Origin of the sequence: Escherichia sp. E2562 (assembly GCF_005781075.1) — a bacterium.
Taxonomy (GTDB): domain Bacteria; phylum Pseudomonadota; class Gammaproteobacteria; order Enterobacterales; family Enterobacteriaceae; genus Escherichia.
Genome location: NZ_VATM01000021.1, coordinates 36,288 through 52,493, shown reverse-complemented (window position 1 = coordinate 52,493; position 16,206 = coordinate 36,288). Strand labels below are relative to the sequence as shown.

General features: G+C 47.8%; 11 protein-coding genes and 1 pseudogene. 4 read left to right on the top strand and 8 right to left on the bottom strand.

All coding sequences use genetic code 11. From position 1 onward, the window contains the following. Window positions 1–2 precede the first annotated feature (2 nt). From FEK43_RS20460 to FEK43_RS20450, 3 genes are all read right to left on the bottom strand, one after another. A complete protein-coding gene (locus FEK43_RS20460; RefSeq protein WP_135408543.1) occupies window positions 3–1,970 on the bottom strand; it encodes an ATP-binding protein in 1,968 nt (655 codons plus the stop codon). Further along, window positions 1,967–3,199: an ABC transporter substrate-binding protein gene (locus FEK43_RS20455; RefSeq protein ID WP_135408545.1), complete on the bottom strand. Its 1,233-nt coding sequence runs from the start codon at window positions 3,197–3,199 to the stop codon at window positions 1,967–1,969. The genes FEK43_RS20460 and FEK43_RS20455 overlap by 4 nt, the downstream gene beginning before the upstream one ends. Window positions 3,200–3,339: 140 nt before the next feature. Continuing rightward, window positions 3,340–3,681, bottom strand: coding sequence for a hypothetical protein (locus FEK43_RS20450; RefSeq protein WP_130206594.1), 342 nt, complete (start codon window positions 3,679–3,681; stop codon window positions 3,340–3,342). Between the two features lie 389 nt (window positions 3,682–4,070). Between FEK43_RS20450 and FEK43_RS20445 the strand changes: the two genes are divergently transcribed. Beyond that, window positions 4,071–5,456 carry an MFS transporter gene (locus FEK43_RS20445; protein ID WP_130206592.1) on the top strand — a complete coding sequence of 462 codons (1,386 nt, stop codon included), beginning with the start codon at window positions 4,071–4,073 and terminating at the stop codon, window positions 5,454–5,456. A 163-nt stretch (window positions 5,457–5,619) separates the two neighbouring features. Here FEK43_RS20445 and FEK43_RS20440 read toward each other — a convergent pair whose 3' ends face one another. After that, window positions 5,620–6,228, bottom strand: coding sequence for a YiiX family permuted papain-like enzyme (locus FEK43_RS20440; protein ID WP_135408547.1), 609 nt, complete (start codon window positions 6,226–6,228; stop codon window positions 5,620–5,622). Between the two features lie 59 nt (window positions 6,229–6,287). Then, a complete protein-coding gene (metJ, locus tag FEK43_RS20435; protein WP_000852812.1) occupies window positions 6,288–6,605 on the bottom strand; it encodes a met regulon transcriptional regulator MetJ in 318 nt (105 codons plus the stop codon). A 276-nt stretch (window positions 6,606–6,881) separates the two neighbouring features. On the opposite strand from metJ, the gene metB reads away from it, so the two are divergent. Beyond that, window positions 6,882–8,042, top strand: a complete 1,161-nt coding sequence (metB, locus tag FEK43_RS20430) for a cystathionine gamma-synthase (protein ID WP_135408549.1) — start codon at window positions 6,882–6,884, stop codon at window positions 8,040–8,042. 2 nt (window positions 8,043–8,044) lie between these two features. After that, on the top strand, window positions 8,045–10,477 hold the full coding sequence (gene metL / locus FEK43_RS20425; protein WP_135408551.1) for a bifunctional aspartate kinase/homoserine dehydrogenase II: 2,433 nt from the start codon (window positions 8,045–8,047) through the stop codon (window positions 10,475–10,477). Here metL and FEK43_RS20420 read toward each other — a convergent pair. Further along, on the bottom strand, window positions 10,441–11,571 hold the full coding sequence (locus FEK43_RS20420) for a cytoplasmic protein (RefSeq protein WP_135408553.1): 1,131 nt from the start codon (window positions 11,569–11,571) through the stop codon (window positions 10,441–10,443). The genes metL and FEK43_RS20420 overlap by 37 nt on opposite strands. Window positions 11,572–11,703: 132 nt before the next feature. On the opposite strand from FEK43_RS20420, the pseudogene FEK43_RS20415 reads away from it, so the two are divergent. After that, window positions 11,704–13,257, top strand: a pseudogene (locus FEK43_RS20415) (bifunctional UDP-sugar hydrolase/5'-nucleotidase). A 73-nt stretch (window positions 13,258–13,330) separates the two neighbouring features. On the opposite strand, the gene malI reads toward FEK43_RS20415, so the two are convergent. Next, a complete protein-coding gene (malI, locus tag FEK43_RS20410; protein WP_135408555.1) occupies window positions 13,331–14,347 on the bottom strand; it encodes a Mal regulon transcriptional regulator MalI in 1,017 nt (338 codons plus the stop codon). A gap of 87 nt (window positions 14,348–14,434) precedes the next feature. After that, window positions 14,435–15,934, bottom strand: a complete 1,500-nt coding sequence (locus FEK43_RS20405; protein WP_135408557.1) for a PTS transporter subunit EIIC — start codon at window positions 15,932–15,934, stop codon at window positions 14,435–14,437. Window positions 15,935–16,206: the final 272 nt, after the last annotated feature.

Sequence of the window (16,206 nt, the reverse complement as noted above, 5' to 3'; positions counted from 1 at the left end):
GCTTAAAGTTTCCTGAAACATAGAATAACCAACGCATGGCGGTCGAGGGTAGACGCGATATATAGCTCTCCCTGGCACTGACGCATAATAGAATGACTAATCGAAAGACCAATACCTAAACCTACAGCTTTGTCAGTCGTAAACGGTGTTAATAGTCGATCAGCCAGAAGCACTGGCCAGCCTTTTCCATTATCAGCAATATAGAGCGTTAACGTGGTGTCTTCTTCTTCAAAGTTAATGGTTATTGTGGGCGGTTTTTCCTGACTGGCTTCCAGGGCATTCGTAAATAAATTAACTAAAACTTGTTGAATCAAAACATCGTCGCCATAAACGGCAGGAAAATTATCCGGGTAGTGAAGAGATGCTTTCAGTGGCCGATGTTTCAATGCCAGAAGCTCCCAGGATGAATAAATTACCTGCTGTAAATTAATTGCTCCACCTACGAGTTCACCATCGCGGCGGCGGGCGAAGTTTCGCAGTCGTTTAACGATATTATCCATGCGCTCAACCAGCGATCGCATCGTAACGATATAGTTTTTCGCCAAACCAGCGTCTTGTTGCTCTATTGCGCGATTGGCGCTGAACAAGTACATAGATAATGCATTAAGCGGTTGATTGATTTCATGTGCCAGTGTTGTCATTGTCTGCCCGACTACGGCCAGTTTGGCGGTTTGGATCAATTCACTTTGTGCTGTTCGCAGATTTTTTTCTGTCGCGATTCGATCACAGATTTCCTGCCCCAGTTGACGTTGCTGCTGATTAATTTGCGCTATCGTCTGGCGGAGCAGGTTGGCAATTCTACCAAGCTCATCATTGCCGGAGACTGGAATATCTGCATCGAGTTCACCGTTACTTAATTTGACGACGGCATCATTCAGTAAGCGAAAACGGCGGATCATTCTTGGCCGAATGTAGAAGTAATTCACCAGAATAACGAACAGTAAGGCCGTCACCATAGCGGCAAAAATCAGTAGTCCACTAATTTGCATTATTTTTTCTAATCGCAGATTGAAAGTTTGTAGCTGTTGATGGCTATTACCCAGTTGCGTTTCTAATTGGCCACGTATTTGCGTAAATACACGCTCTTTATCCCTGATGGTATTCATAAGGGTCTGTTGAGCCTGCTGCCAGGCGGCCAGAGTTTCGGGTAGATAATTTTTCTGTGTACCCAGTTCCCACAGGGAATAAACTGTCTGGTGTAATGTAATAGTGCTGGAATAAGAAGCTAACGACCGCACATTTTCGTCAATGCTATGCTTCAAAAAATCCAGGTATTGAATATGTTGTCTTAACGACTCGGTATCATTGTTATGCGTGTTAAGCATCTCCTTTAAGGTACTGACGATTTCAGTTTCTATATGTGAGAGTTCGAAAACGAGCTGCAACTCGTTTTGAATAGATTGCAGTGCATTTTGCAACCCCTGGTTTTCGTGAAGATCTTTCCGTTGGCTGAGTTGATTGAGCAATGATGATTGTTGCCAACTTAAATCCTGAGTCAGGGAGTTGAGTTCATTATTGAAATCGTCATGCAACCAGTTAACTCTTGAAGAGATAACGTCGAGTTTTCCGTTTTCCTTATTATGTTCATTTAATGCTTTATCGAGATTACTCAGCAATTTGTGACTACTGGCGACCTGTTGGTTAAGCGCACTTTGATGTACTGAATCAAGATGGGGATTAATTGACTGAATTTTTTGTAGCCGTTGTTCAATTTGCTCTCTTACCTGAAGGCGGCTATCGGTGTTGGTTGTCTGTTGTAGTTCATTGAATTCATTTACCAATGCCGTAAGGTTTTCTTCAAAAAGAAATGAAGCCTGAATTCGTGGGAAATAATCGTCAAGTGCGTAGCGAACCTGGGAATTTTGTTCATGCCAGGAATAAAGGCTAACTACACTAACGAATAGCGTAAGAACGGCACTAAAAACAAAGGCGAGACGCAAGCTCGTCCCGATAGTATGTAGTTGTTTCACTTTAATGACTCAAGTTGCGTATTCACTAATTGCTGCTGCTGCAGGAAAAACTGCTGCCATGCCATAATCTGGGCTTCACGAAAACCTGATTGCAGTTCGAATTGCTGTAGATATGTAGGATTAACAGACTGTTGCGGAGTAACGGGAACCGCGGTTAATAGTGCGCGCATCTCTGGCAATGTCCGCTTAAGCCGATGTTCTGCGGCATATAATGCTTTCCAGCTTTTCTGAAGCTCGGTAAGGCGAAAAGTAATCGCATAATCAAATAACAATTGCACGAGCTTTTGGCGTTGCATGATCAACGGGTAATCAAGCGAAGGAGATGCAAATAACCGCATTTGTTGGTCAGCGAGTGGAGTGCCGGAGGGCAGAGGATATACCGGATACTTCCCTGAATCAGAATCGCTCAGTGCTTGCTGACCTTCCGGACTCAACAAGAAATCAATAAAACGTCCCGCCTCTTGTGGATGATTACTGCCTTCTGTAATGGCAATAAACATAGGCGCTGCGCGCGAGTTGGGGAAATAGCTGAAACGTAAAGTTGAATTATTAAGCAGTACGTTAGCGTAATTGTCGATTACCGGACCAGCGTCCCCCAGTCCTGTACTGATCTTATTTGCTACGCCGAAGCTACGTGATGAAATGGTGGCGAGATTACCGCCTATTTTCAGTAGTGTACTCCAACCGCTACTCCATCCTTGTTGCTGCAGAAGATCTTCAATCATCAGATGAGTAGTATCTGAACGAGAAGGACTGCTCATTAATAGCGTTCCTTGATAACGCGACTTACTTAATTCCTGCCATGACGTTGGCACCGGCTCTTTTTTGTCTTCCAGATGCGCCACATTGATAAGAATGCCGTAGCCCGATATGGCAACAGCAACGGTGGTTGAACGAATGGATTCCGGTACTAACTTTCTACTTGTTTCTATTTGATTATTAAATGGCTGGAGCAGATTTTTACTTTGTAACCGCTGTAGCAACATAGGGGATGAACTCAGTACCAGATCAATATTTTCACCCAATGGATTTTCCAGCAGGCGCTCAATAGATGCACTGGTTCGGTTGAGCGTACGGATTTTGGTTGCCTGTGGTTGCTTTTGCCATTGACTGATAATGTGCTCTGTCGCTTCCGAAGAAAGCGTTGTAGCAATCACTAATTCATGCGCTGAGGCAACGCTGATATATAAAATCCAATAGATTAGTGCTCTTTGTATAATGCGAATCATGTCAAAAATCCCATTAATAAGAGATAAATTCCTGGGCTGTAATCCATGTTGTTATCCATTAGTTAACATAAGCAACGAACTTCAAGCCATGTGTTTTTGTATTTGTAAATTATCATTAATTCGGCAAGCAACCAGCATTACTATATCCGCAAGTGACTGTTACGGAAATGCGCATTAATTAATTTCCACATTTTCGCTCTCAGATTCAGGTTCTGACTGTATAGCAGTAAAAAATGAAATTTGTTGTTGGCGGCTTCATCCCATTTTTTTACTCGTTGAGGATGGTAATAACAAGCACTATCGTAAATAGGGTCATCTGCGGTGGCCTGATGCAGACTTAGCGTCTCAGTAATCATGACGGAGTTCCAGTCTTCAGAAACCATAAAAAAGGCCCTAATTTGAGCGCAAATCAGCGTGTTACGACGGATATCCTGAAGGTGTTCAGACTCTGCTTTTTGTTGTGCGGTGATGAAGGTTTTCATGTTGTGCAGCATGGTTCTCTGGCATAACAAGAACAAGTATCTTCAATGATCCCGATTATAGAAGCAAAATATGTGATTGAACTCAAAAAATGAAAATTTTAATAAAACTAATTTTTTTTAAATTGGGCCTGTTGTAACACGTTAAGGTTTAAATAATAACCATGTTGCATTTTCCAAAATCAAATATGGGAAAGAAATGGAACATTGAATTTGTTTTTTTGAGTCAGTTTTGACTCATTTGCCCTGTATTGTAACTTAAACTCTCTTGCTTCACTATCTTCAAAACTCACTAAGCAAAGGCTTTTTAAATACTCATCAGAGAGTAGTAATGAGCATTGCTATGAATATTATTATTTGATTAAACAACACTATGAACTGGAAGGTGATATATGCTTTCTTTATTGAAACCTAAAGTGGCAACACATAAGGTTCCTGAAAGTGAAGTGAAAAGTACCTATAATCGTTACCGTATGCAGGCGTTATTCAGCGTATTTATCGGTTATCTTTCGTATTACATTGTCAGGAATAACTTTGTTCTCTCTACACCGTATTTAAAACAAGAGCTCAATCTTTCTGCGACGCAAATAGGGCTGTTAAGCAGTTGTATGCTGATAGCCTACGGTATTAGTAAAGGGATAATGAGCAGTCTGGCGGATAAAGCTAATCCTAAAGTATATATGGCAGTGGGTTTAATACTTTGTGCTCTCGTTAACGTGGCACTTGGTTTTAGTTTCGCATTCTGGATGTTTGCAGGACTTGTCATTCTGAATGGTTTCTTTCAGGGAATGGGTGTTGGCCCGTCATTTATTACGATCGCCAACTGGTTTCCTCGTAAAGAACGGGGCATTGTCGGCGCGGTCTGGAATATTTCGCACAACGTGGGTGGTGGTATTGTTGCTCCGATTGTCGGCGGCGCATTTGCCGTACTGGGCACTGAACACTGGAAAATAGCAACATATGTTATTCCAGCGATTGTCTCTGTTGTCATTGCTATCGTGGTACTGATGTCAGGTAAAGGTTCACCGGTAAGTGAAGGTTTGCCGCCATTAAACGAAATCGTTCCGGACGACGTCAGCATTAAAGCAAAAGATGATCGTGCGCCGGAAGATATGACGGCCTGGCAAATTTTTTGTACCTATGTGCTTAAAAATAAGAATGCCTGGTTTGTCTCTTTCGTTGATGTTTTTGTCTATATGGTGCGTTTCGGAATTATCAGCTGGTTACCTATTTATTTGTTAAGCGTGAAGCATTTTACAAAGACCGAAATGAGTACGGCATTTTTAATCTTCGAATGGGCGGCTATTCCAACGACATTATTTGCTGGCTGGTTGAGTGATAAATTATTTCATGGTCGCCGTATGCCGCCAGCGATTATCAGTATGGTATTGATTTTCTTCTGCCTGTTGGGCTACTGGAAAAGCGATTCTCTACTCTCTATTACTATTTTCGCTGCTTGCGTGGGCTGCCTTATCTATGTTCCGCAGTTCCTGGCCTCTGTTCAGACAATGGAAATTGTTCCCAGTTTTGCCGTGGGCTCCGCTGTCGGTTTGCGTGGTTTCATGAGCTATATTCTTGGAGCGACGCTTGGTACAAGCCTGTTTGGTATTATGGTCGATGAGGTTGGTTGGGATGGTGGTTTTTATCTTCTGCTTGCTGGTGTTATCTGTTGCATCATTTTCTGTACGTTAACGCACTTTGGTGCGATTGCTATGGAAAAACAACGTCAAAATGATGCTGAGACGTATCAACCAGAGCTTCAGACCCAAAAAAGCTAAGTTTTAGGGCCAGTCACGATGTGATTGGCCCACTTGCTTCTCCGCACAATTACCTTTCATCATCGATTTCGTACCCGTTTGGTTGCGTAAAGCGCATTTCGAGTTATGGCAAAACGCGATTAACGTTTGCGGCGTGAACGCCAGCCGTGTTCACAGTAATCCATTACCAGGAAAACAGCGGCCATTCTTTGGCAACCGTGGTGAGTTGTGGCGCATCGAAAACGGCTTGTGGCGAAACCACCGTTTCCTCAAGCGGGATATTTTTACCGTATCGTTCTTTAAGCTTTCCCTGGACCAGCGGGTTGCTAAGATCGAATTCTTTCAGCTTTTGCTGTTCACCTATGCGCATTCCCAGCGCGTTCTGATAAACCTTCCAAACGACTTCCGAGCAGTACTGACGATCATCGCTCCACGAGAAGCTAAAGTCATACGGTTTGCCGAGATAACGTTTTGCCGTTTGCGCCAGTTTTTGCTGTTGTTCGGTATTCAGTCCGCCTTCAACGCGGCGAACAATGTATTTGCCATCTTCACCGTGGGCGATCCACTGCTTGAGGGGGGTATATTTCACCGGGCCGACCGCTTCAAAAACGTAGGGCTTTTTGTTGCGTATCACCAGCATACCGGTGTGGCTGTAATCGGAATGAGTTGCCAGTTGGATCGCTTTACTTTGCGATGAGCGAGAGATCTGAAAGATGATGTCGCCGGTTTGTGGTTGCCAGGCAAAGGCAGGTACAGAAACCAGCAGGCTGAGGATCAGCAGCCTGTTTTTCATAGTTAAACGTCCATGTATAAAAAAAGCGGCTGGTTAACGCCAGACCGCTTTTTTCAGCATTAGTATTCCCACGTCTCCGGGTTAATCCCCATCTCACGCATGATCTCTTTTGCCGCTTCCGGAATTTCGTCGCTGCGCTCTTTACGCAGGTCGGCATCATCCGGCAGAGGTTGCCCGGTAAAGGCATGCAGAAACGCTTCGCACAGCAGTTCGCTGTTGGTAGCGTGACGCAGGTTGTTCACCTGACGACGCGTGCGTTCATCGGTGAGGATTTTTAACACCTTAAGAGGAATGGAAACCGTAATCTTTTTGACTTGTTCACTCTTCTTGCCGTGCTCAGCGTATGGGCTGATATATTCGCCGCTCCATTCAGCCATGAGATACTTAATCCTCTTCGTCAATAAATTGAAACCAGACCACACAATTAATGTGGGTAATGGCCATAAACCCGCATAGTTTACCGTACAGGCGCTACCGTGACATCGTGTAATGCACCTGTCGGCGTGATAATGCATGTAATTTTAACGGTTATTGGGGAATTGCTCAATCTATACGCAAAGAAGTTTAGATGTCCAGATGTATTGACGTCCATTAACACAATGTTTACTCTGGTGCCTGACATTTCACCGACAAAGCCCAGGGAACTTCATCACATGACGCGTAAACAGGCCACCATCGCAGTGCGTAGCGGGTTAAATGACGACGAACAGTATGGTTGCGTTGTCCCACCGATCCATCTTTCCAGCACCTATAACTTTACCGGATTTAACGAGCCGCGCGCGCATGATTACTCGCGTCGCGGCAACCCAACGCGCGATGTGGTTCAGCGGGTGCTGGCAGAACTGGAAGGCGGTGCTGGTGCAGTACTTACTAATACCGGCATGTCCGCGATCCACCTGGTGACTACCGTCTTTTTGAAACCTGGCGATCTGCTGGTTGCACCGCACGACTGCTACGGCGGCAGCTATCGCCTGTTTGACAGCCTGGCAAAACGCGGCTGTTATCGCGTGCTGTTTGTTGATCAAGGTGATGAGCAGTCATTGCAGGCGGCACTGGCGGAAAAACCTAAACTGGTGCTGGTAGAAAGCCCAAGTAATCCATTGTTACGCGTCGTGGATATTGCGAAAATCTGCCATCTGGCAAGGGAAGTCGGGGCGGTGAGCGTGGTGGATAACACCTTCTTAAGCCCGGCATTGCAAAATCCGCTGGCATTGGGTGCCGATCTGGTGTTGCATTCATGTACGAAATATCTGAATGGTCACTCAGACGTGGTGGCCGGCGTGGTGATTGCTAAAGACCCGGACGTTGTCACTGAACTTGCCTGGTGGGCAAACAATATTGGCGTGACGGGCGGCGCGTTTGATAGCTATCTGCTGCTGCGCGGCCTGCGTACTCTGGTGCCGCGTATGGAGCTGGCCCAGCGCAACGCGCAGGCGATTGTGAAATATCTGCAAACCCAGCCGTTGGTGAAAAAACTGTATCACCCGTCGCTGCCGGAAAATCAGGGGCATGAAATTGCCGCGCGCCAGCAAAAAGGCTTTGGCGCAATGTTGAGTTTTGAACTGGATGGCGATGAGCAGACGCTGCGTCGTTTCCTGGGCGGGCTGTCGTTGTTTACGCTGGCGGAATCGTTAGGGGGAGTGGAAAGTTTAATCTCTCACGCCGCAACCATGACACATGCAGGCATGGCGCCAGAAGCGCGTGCTGCCGCCGGGATCTCCGAGACGCTGCTGCGTATCTCCACCGGTATTGAAGATGGCGAAGATTTAATTGCCGACCTGGAAAATGGCTTCCGGGCTGCAAACAAGGGGTAAAAATGAGTGTGATTGCGCAGGCAGGGGCGAAAGGTCGTCAACTGCATAAATTTGGTGGCAGTAGTCTGGCTGATGTGAAGTGTTATTTGCGTGTCGCGGGCATTATGGCTGAGTACTCCCAGCCCGACGATATGATGGTGGTTTCCGCCGCCGGTAGCACCACTAACCAGTTGATTAACTGGTTGAAACTAAGCCAGACCGATCGTCTCTCTGCGCATCAGGTTCAACAAACGTTGCGTCGTTATCAGTGCGATCTGATTAGCGGCCTGTTACCCGCCGAACAAGCCGATAGCCTCATTAGCGCTTTTGTCAGCGATCTTGAGCGGCTGGCGGCGCTGCTCGACAGTGGTATCACCGATGCGGTGTATGCAGAAGTGGTGGGCCACGGGGAAGTGTGGTCGGCACGCTTAATGTCTGCGGTGCTTAATCAACAAGGGCTGCCTGCGGCCTGGCTTGATGCCCGCGAGTTTTTACGCGCCGAACGCGCCGCACAACCGCAGGTTGATGAAGGGCTTTCTTATCCGTTGCTGCAACAGCTACTGGTACAACATCCGGGCAAACGTCTGGTGGTGACTGGGTTTATCAGCCGTAACAACGCTGGTGAAACGGTGCTGCTGGGGCGTAACGGTTCCGACTATTCCGCGACACAAATCGGTGCGCTGGCGGGCGTTTCTCGTGTAACCATCTGGAGCGACGTCGCCGGGGTATATAGCGCCGACCCGCGTAAAGTGAAAGATGCCTGTCTGCTGCCGTTGCTGCGTCTGGATGAAGCCAGCGAACTGGCGCGTCTGGCGGCTCCCGTTCTTCACGCCCGTACTTTACAGCCAGTATCCGGTAGCGAAATCGACCTGCAGCTGCGCTGTAGCTACACGCCGGATCAAGGCTCCACACGCATTGAACGCGTGCTGGCTTCCGGTACTGGCGCGCGTATTGTCACCAGCCACGATGATGTCTGTTTGATTGAGTTTCAGGTGCCTACCAGCCAGGATTTCAAACTGGCGCATAAAGAGATCGACCAAATCCTGAAACGTGCTCAGGTGCGTCCACTGGCAGTTGGCGTGCATAACGATCGCCAGTTGCTGCAATTTTGCTACACCGCAGAAGTCGCTGACAGTGCGCTGAAAATCCTCGACGAAGCGGGATTACCCGGCGAACTGCGCCTGCGTCAGGGGCTGGTACTGGTGGCGATGGTTGGGGCGGGCGTCACCCGTAACCCGCTGCATTGCCACCGCTTTTGGCAGCAATTGAAAGGCCAGCCGGTCGAGTTTACCTGGCAGTCGGATGACGGCATCAGCCTGGTGGCAGTACTGCGCACCGGACCAACCGAAAGCCTGATTCAGGGGCTGCATCAGTCCGTCTTCCGTGCAGAAAAACGCATCGGCCTGGTGCTGTTCGGCAAGGGCAATATCGGCTCCCGCTGGCTGGAACTGTTCGCCCGCGAGCAGAGTACGCTCTCGGCACGCACCGGCTTTGAATTTGTGCTGGCAGGCGTGGTGGACAGCCGTCGCAGCCTGTTGAGCTACGACGGGCTGGACGCTAGCCGCGCGTTAGCCTTCTTCAACGATGAAGCGGTCGAGCAGGATGAAGAGTCGCTGTTCCTGTGGATGCGCGCCCATCCGTATGATGATTTAGTGGTGCTGGATGTTACTGCCAGCCAGCAGCTTGCTGATCAATATCTCGATTTCGCCAGCCACGGTTTCCACGTCATCAGTGCCAACAAACTGGCGGGAGCCAGCGACAGCAATAAATATCGCCAGATCCACGACGCCTTCGAAAAAACCGGGCGTCACTGGCTGTACAATGCCACCGTCGGTGCGGGCTTGCCGATCAACCATACCGTGCGCGATCTGATCGACAGCGGCGATACTATTTTGTCGATCAGCGGGATCTTCTCCGGCACGCTCTCCTGGCTGTTCCTGCAATTCGACGGTAGCGTGCCGTTTACCGAGCTGGTGGATCAGGCCTGGCAGCAGGGCTTAACCGAGCCTGACCCGCGTGACGATCTCTCTGGCAAAGACGTGATGCGCAAGCTGGTGATTCTGGCGCGTGAGGCAGGTTACAACATCGAACCGGATCAGGTACGCGTGGAGTCGCTGGTGCCTGCCCATTGCGAAGGCGGCAGCATCGACCACTTCTTTGAAAATGGCGATGAACTTAACGAGCAGATGGTGCAACGGCTGGAAGCTGCCCGTGAAATGGGGCTGGTGCTGCGCTACGTAGCGCGTTTCGATGCCAACGGCAAAGTGCGTGTAGGCGTGGAAGCGGTACGTGAAGACCATCCGCTGGCATCATTGCTGCCGTGCGATAACGTCTTTGCCATCGAAAGCCGCTGGTATCGCGATAATCCGCTGGTGATCCGTGGGCCTGGCGCAGGGCGCGACGTCACCGCCGGGGCGATTCAGTCGGATATCAACCGACTGGCGCAGTTGTTGTAATCCTGAGCCAGAGAAAGCAGTATTTTCGTTACGCGCCCTGCGGAAAGCGGGGCGCTGTGAGTAAATTCTGCCTGTTTATGTAGCCAGTGGATAAAATGTCTGCTGGTTGCTAATGAGAGCATTTCAGCTTTGCTGTTATTTCCGCCCGTTAATGCACATACCATTTTACGATTTTTTCCCTGAACCCAGAGTTGCCACTGATTTTTCCACCAGCCGTGATAAGTTGCTCCCTGAAAACTCCAGGACGTATTTTCGGTACAGTCAGTTATTTCCTCTTCAATAAACCAAATTTCACCTTGCTGTTGGCGAAACAGATCAGCCCAAACCGTAATAATGGCGCCTCTTAAAAAACACTCGTGTGAAATAACCTGTGTTTTAACTGTCGGGAATAGAATATTCAGTACCCTGAAATGCCCGTGCGCTGTGATAACAGGACGCAGAATAGCGCCTTTAGCATTGCGCTTGAGCGCTGCACTGCCATACTGAATTTCATCAAACTGACTGCGGCGTAGAAATTGTGCTTCGCGTATATCAACGCGTTGTACAATATTATTGTCGTGTAACTCTGGTTCTGCATTTCCTCTGTATCGATAATGCAGACTTTCTCCAGCTTGATGCTGCGTGTAATTAGTAGAAAGATGAAGAATATTACCGCGAAGAGCATCAAAACTCATTAAAACATACAATTTTTGCCCGCCGCTGGCTCCCTGAAATGGCACCAGAAGAGCAACCGTTTCGATTATTTCGGGAGGCGTTATTTCTTTTTGATATTGTTTAGGTGTCCAGACTTTTTTGCAGTTACGGCATTGAATGCGTTGCGAACCCTGTGGATTGTGACCATAACAAATTGTCTCTGTGCCATAACATACCGGGCAGAAATGGCCCTTTTCAGAGGCCCACGTAGATAAGTGAACTGTCAACCAGTCACGAAATTGTTGTTCGTCAAACAACGGTGGATAGCTTCCACATGCCCGGCAGTGCAATGCTGCATAACCCAGTCGATAGTCAGGCCAGCTGTAATCTGTCGATGTTGACCGTCCTAAATTACGGCAACCAAACGACTTGCAGGCATTAATCGTAAACAGAGTCGACATATATCACCAACGATTTCACAAGGTCGTTGATTTTGTCCGGCAACGCTCCCTTGTGGATGTGATTACTCTCACATAAATAACTCTTTCAGAACGTAATGTAGCAAGCCTTTAAATCACTGAAAGGGACTATTTATGAAAATTAAAATGCTTGCTGCGGGTATTGCATTAACACTGCCGTTCTGGGCTTGCGCCAAAGATGTCACTATCATTTATACCAACGATCTCCATGCACATGTAGAGCCTTATAAAGTGCCATGGATCGCTGACGGTAAACGAGATATTGGCGGCTGGGCAAATATCACTACGCTGGTTAAATAAGAAAAAGCAAAAAATAAAGCGACATGGTTTTTTGATGCAGGTGACTATTTTACCGGGCCCTATATTAGCAGCCTGACCAAAGGCAAAGCTATTATCGATATTATGAATACCATGCCGTTTGATGTCGCCACAATAGGCAACCATGAATTTGACCACGGCTGGGACAACACATTATTACAGTTGAGTCAGGCAAAATTCCCGATTGTGCAGGGCAATGTTTTTTATCAGAACAGCAGTAAATCATTCTGGGATAAGCCCTATACCATCATCGAAAAAGACGGTGTGAAAATAGGCGTTATAGGTTTGCACGGAGTATTTGCCTTTAATGACACGGTATCCGCTGCCACGCGAGTGGGTATTGAGGCGCGCGATGAAATTAAATGGCTACAACGTTATATCGATGAACTCAAAGGCAAGGTTGATTTGACCGTCGCCCTGATCCACGAAGGTGTTCCGGCCCGCCAGTCCAGTATGGGAGGCACAGATGTGCGTCGCGCGTTGGATAAAGATTTTCAGACGGCAAGTCAGGTGAAAGGACTGGATATTTTGATCACCGGACATGCACATGTGGGTACGCCGGAACCGATTAAAGTCGGCAATACGCTCATCCTCTCTACTGACAGCGGCGGGATTGATGTGGGCAAACTGGTTCTCGACTACAAAGAGAAGCCGCATGATTTTACGGTGAAAAACTTCGAGCTTAAAACCATTTACGCCGACGAGTGGAAGCCCGATCCGCAAACAAAACAGGTGATCGACGGCTGGAATAAAAAGCTGGATGAAGTGGTGCAACAAACGGTGGCGCAATCGCCGATTGAATTAAAACGTGCCTATGGTGAATCGGCTTCCCTCGGGAACCTGGCGGCTGACGCTTTACTGGCAGCGGCAGGTAAAAACACCCAAATAGCCTTAACCAACTCTGGCGGTATCCGCAATGAGATCCCCGCAGGGGCGATTACGATGGGCGGCGTCATCAGTACCTTCCCGTTCCCCAACGAACTGGTGACGATGGAACTCACGGGTAAACAATTACGCAGTTTGATGGAACACGGCGCAAGTTTGAGTAATGGCGTTTTGCAGGTATCGAAAGGCCTGGAAATGAAGTACGACAGCAGTAAGCCGGTTGGTCAGCGGGTTATCTCACTGACTCTGAATGGCAAACCGATTGAAGATGCGACGGTTTATTCTATTGCTACTCAGAGTTTCCTTGCTGATGGTGGAGATGGTTTTAGCGCCTTTACCGAGGGGAAAGCGCGCAACACAACGGGCGGTTATTACGTTTATCACGCCGTGGTTGATTACTTCAAAGCGGGTAACACCATCACGGATGAACAGCTCAACGGTATGCGTGTGAAAGATATCAAGTAATCATACGCATTGAGTTGGTTTACACCTTATTGCCGGATGACGATATCGACGTACATCTCATTCGGCATGTGTATTACGCCGATTCCCGCACCACCAGTTGCCCGGAAAGCGCAATTCTTTGGGTTTGCAAATCCGGGTCTTTTAATTTGCGAATCATCAGGGTCGCTGCCTGGCGTCCGGTTTCTTCACTGGCGGAAGATACATAGGTGAAAACAGGAGAGGTCAGGTTGATATGCAGCATATCTTCAAAACCAATTAGCGCTACCTGCTGGGTCAGAAAGACGTCTTTCCCGACGGTACGCCCCACCTGATGTATGCCGTTGATGCTGCCAATCATGGCCTCGGGCGAATGGCAGAGCAGGGCGGTAATGGCGTTGTTATTTTCCAGCAACTGGCGCGTTGCCATGCTGGCAGCCCAGGTGTCACCGTCACAGGCTGGCGTGAACTCGTCACGACAAGCAATGCCAAATTTTGCCAGGGTCTGGCGAAAACCAACCAGTCGCTGCTGACGGATAAGATCACTTTCTCTGCCACCGAGATAGGCAATGTAACGATGGCCGCGCTCAATTAAATAACGTGTGGCAAGACTTGCTGCCTGCTGGTTGTCACGCAATACCAGGTTGCACTCATCTTTGATAGGCGTTTGTGACGCGACAACAAGGGGAAGCGAACACTGGCGGATTAGCGTGGGGAGGGTTTCACGATGCGCATCGGAAGCCAGATAAATCACTCCGGCAACACCTTGTTGCTTGAAGGAAAGTAAACAACGTTCAAGATGTTCATGTTCGTTCTGTGGTTGCCCAAGGAATACCATATAGCCCCTGGCTTCCAGTTCCTGAACAATACTGGCCATCACTTTGATGGAAAAGCTATCGCTAAAATCACGTAAAATCAGTCCGATAATATTTGACGTGTGGGAACGTAAATTGGCGGCGGCAACATTATGCACGTAGCCCAGTTCGTCAATAGCAGCATGAACTTTTCCGATGGTCGCCTCTGAGATTTTCCCTTTCTGGCGCAGCACTAGCGACACGGTAGAGACGGAAACTCCGGCTCTTTTGGCAACATCAATTATGCTGACTTTCTTCAAACTCACTCCCTGAACAACGTTGATTCTTTAAATAGCAAGAAGGTTCTGGTCAGGGACCAGAACCTCTGACATCGAGTAATCTTAAGGCTATTTACCGATCATCGTCGACATGGTTTGCGCGATAAATTGCGCTCGCGCGCCAAAAATGACCTGAATGCCGTTATCGCCAACATAAACCACGCCACGGGCGCCAATATTATTTAGACCATCCTGATCCACCGCTTCTTTATCAGAGACTTCCAGACGTAAACGCGTGATGCAGGAGCCTACCGATTTAATGTTTTGCTGACCGCCAAGCAGCGTGATGATTTCTGTTGCCAGCTCGTCATCGGTTTTATCGTTAGCGCTAACCGTAGTTTCAGTACGACCAGGCGTTTTCACATCAAAACGACGAATAACAAAGCGGAAGGTGAAGTAGTAGATCACCGCCATTGGCACGCCGACGATAATGGCGCTCAGGAAGTTGGTTTTATAGCCGTTAAAGGATGGCAGGATGCCAAACGAAATATAGTCAATCAGCCCCGCAGAGAAGGATTTGGCAATATGTGCATGCAGCAGATACATCGCCATATAGGAAAGGCCCGCCATTATGGCATTGAAGATATACAGCACAGGGGCGACAAAGATAAATGTAAATTCAACGGGTTCTGTAATACCGGTCAGAAAACAGGTTAATGCGGCAGAGAACAGAATACCGGCGGCAATTTTCTTATTCTTTGTGTGCGCTTCATGGTACATCGCCAGGCACGCCGCAGGCAGGGCAAACAGCATCAGGGGGAATTCGCCTTGCATAAATTTACCGGCGTCATGATAACTGTCGCTGCTAAATGATTTCACCCCTTCTTCCAACATCTTGAACCAAATCGTCTGATCGCCGTGAATCATTTGCCCGGCATGGGTAGTGTAATCCCCAAAAGAATACCAAAACGACGGATACCAGATGTGGTGCAAGCCAAGCGGAATGAGCGCTCGTTCAGTTACACCAAAAATAAAGGTCGATGCTGCCTGGTTGTTACCATTAACGATAACCGATAATGCATCGATTCCTGACTGAATGTGTTGCCAGACATAGGGTAGTAACAGGCCAAGAATGAAGGAGAGAAAAGCCGTCGCGATAGCGACAAAGCGTTTCCCGGAGAAAAAACCAAGGAATTCTGGCAATTGCATGGTATGAAAACGGTTGTAACACCACGCCGCCAGGATCCCGCATATCAGGCCGCCAAAAACGCCCATTTGCAATGTAGGGATACCCACCACCATCGCGTATTTGCCGCCTTGCCCGGCCATTTCTGGCGTGATGCTAAGTACGGTGCTGATGGTGATATTGGTGACAAAAACGGAAACGGCTGCGGATAACGCCGCAATTCCTGATTCAGAAGCCAGCCCTACGGCGGAACCGATAGCAAAAAGCATCGGCAAGTTATCAAAAATAATGCCGCCTGCATTCATCATCAACGGCAAATGGAATTTATCTCCGAACGCCAGTAACAGCCCAGCGGCAGGCAGAAGCGAAATTGGCAGCATTAGGGCGCGACCAATCATCGACAATTTAGAAAGTGACTTCACGAAACTCGACATCAGATTCATGCTGATTTCCCCCGAATAGCGCATAAATCTGCGCGAATTAGTCTTTTTTTGTATAAGTAGAACGTTCTAGTAGAACGTTCTACTTATCGTGGGGGATGCATAATTGCTCTGCAACATAATTTTGGAGAAATTGTTAATAGTTTGAAGTAGTTCAAATAATAAACATGCAGTATTGAATGCAAATTATGGTATCTATTTGTTTTATTTAAATAAGTGTCCAGCTAACACAGACGAGCATATTAATTAACTCTTATTTAAATAAATTTGAAGCC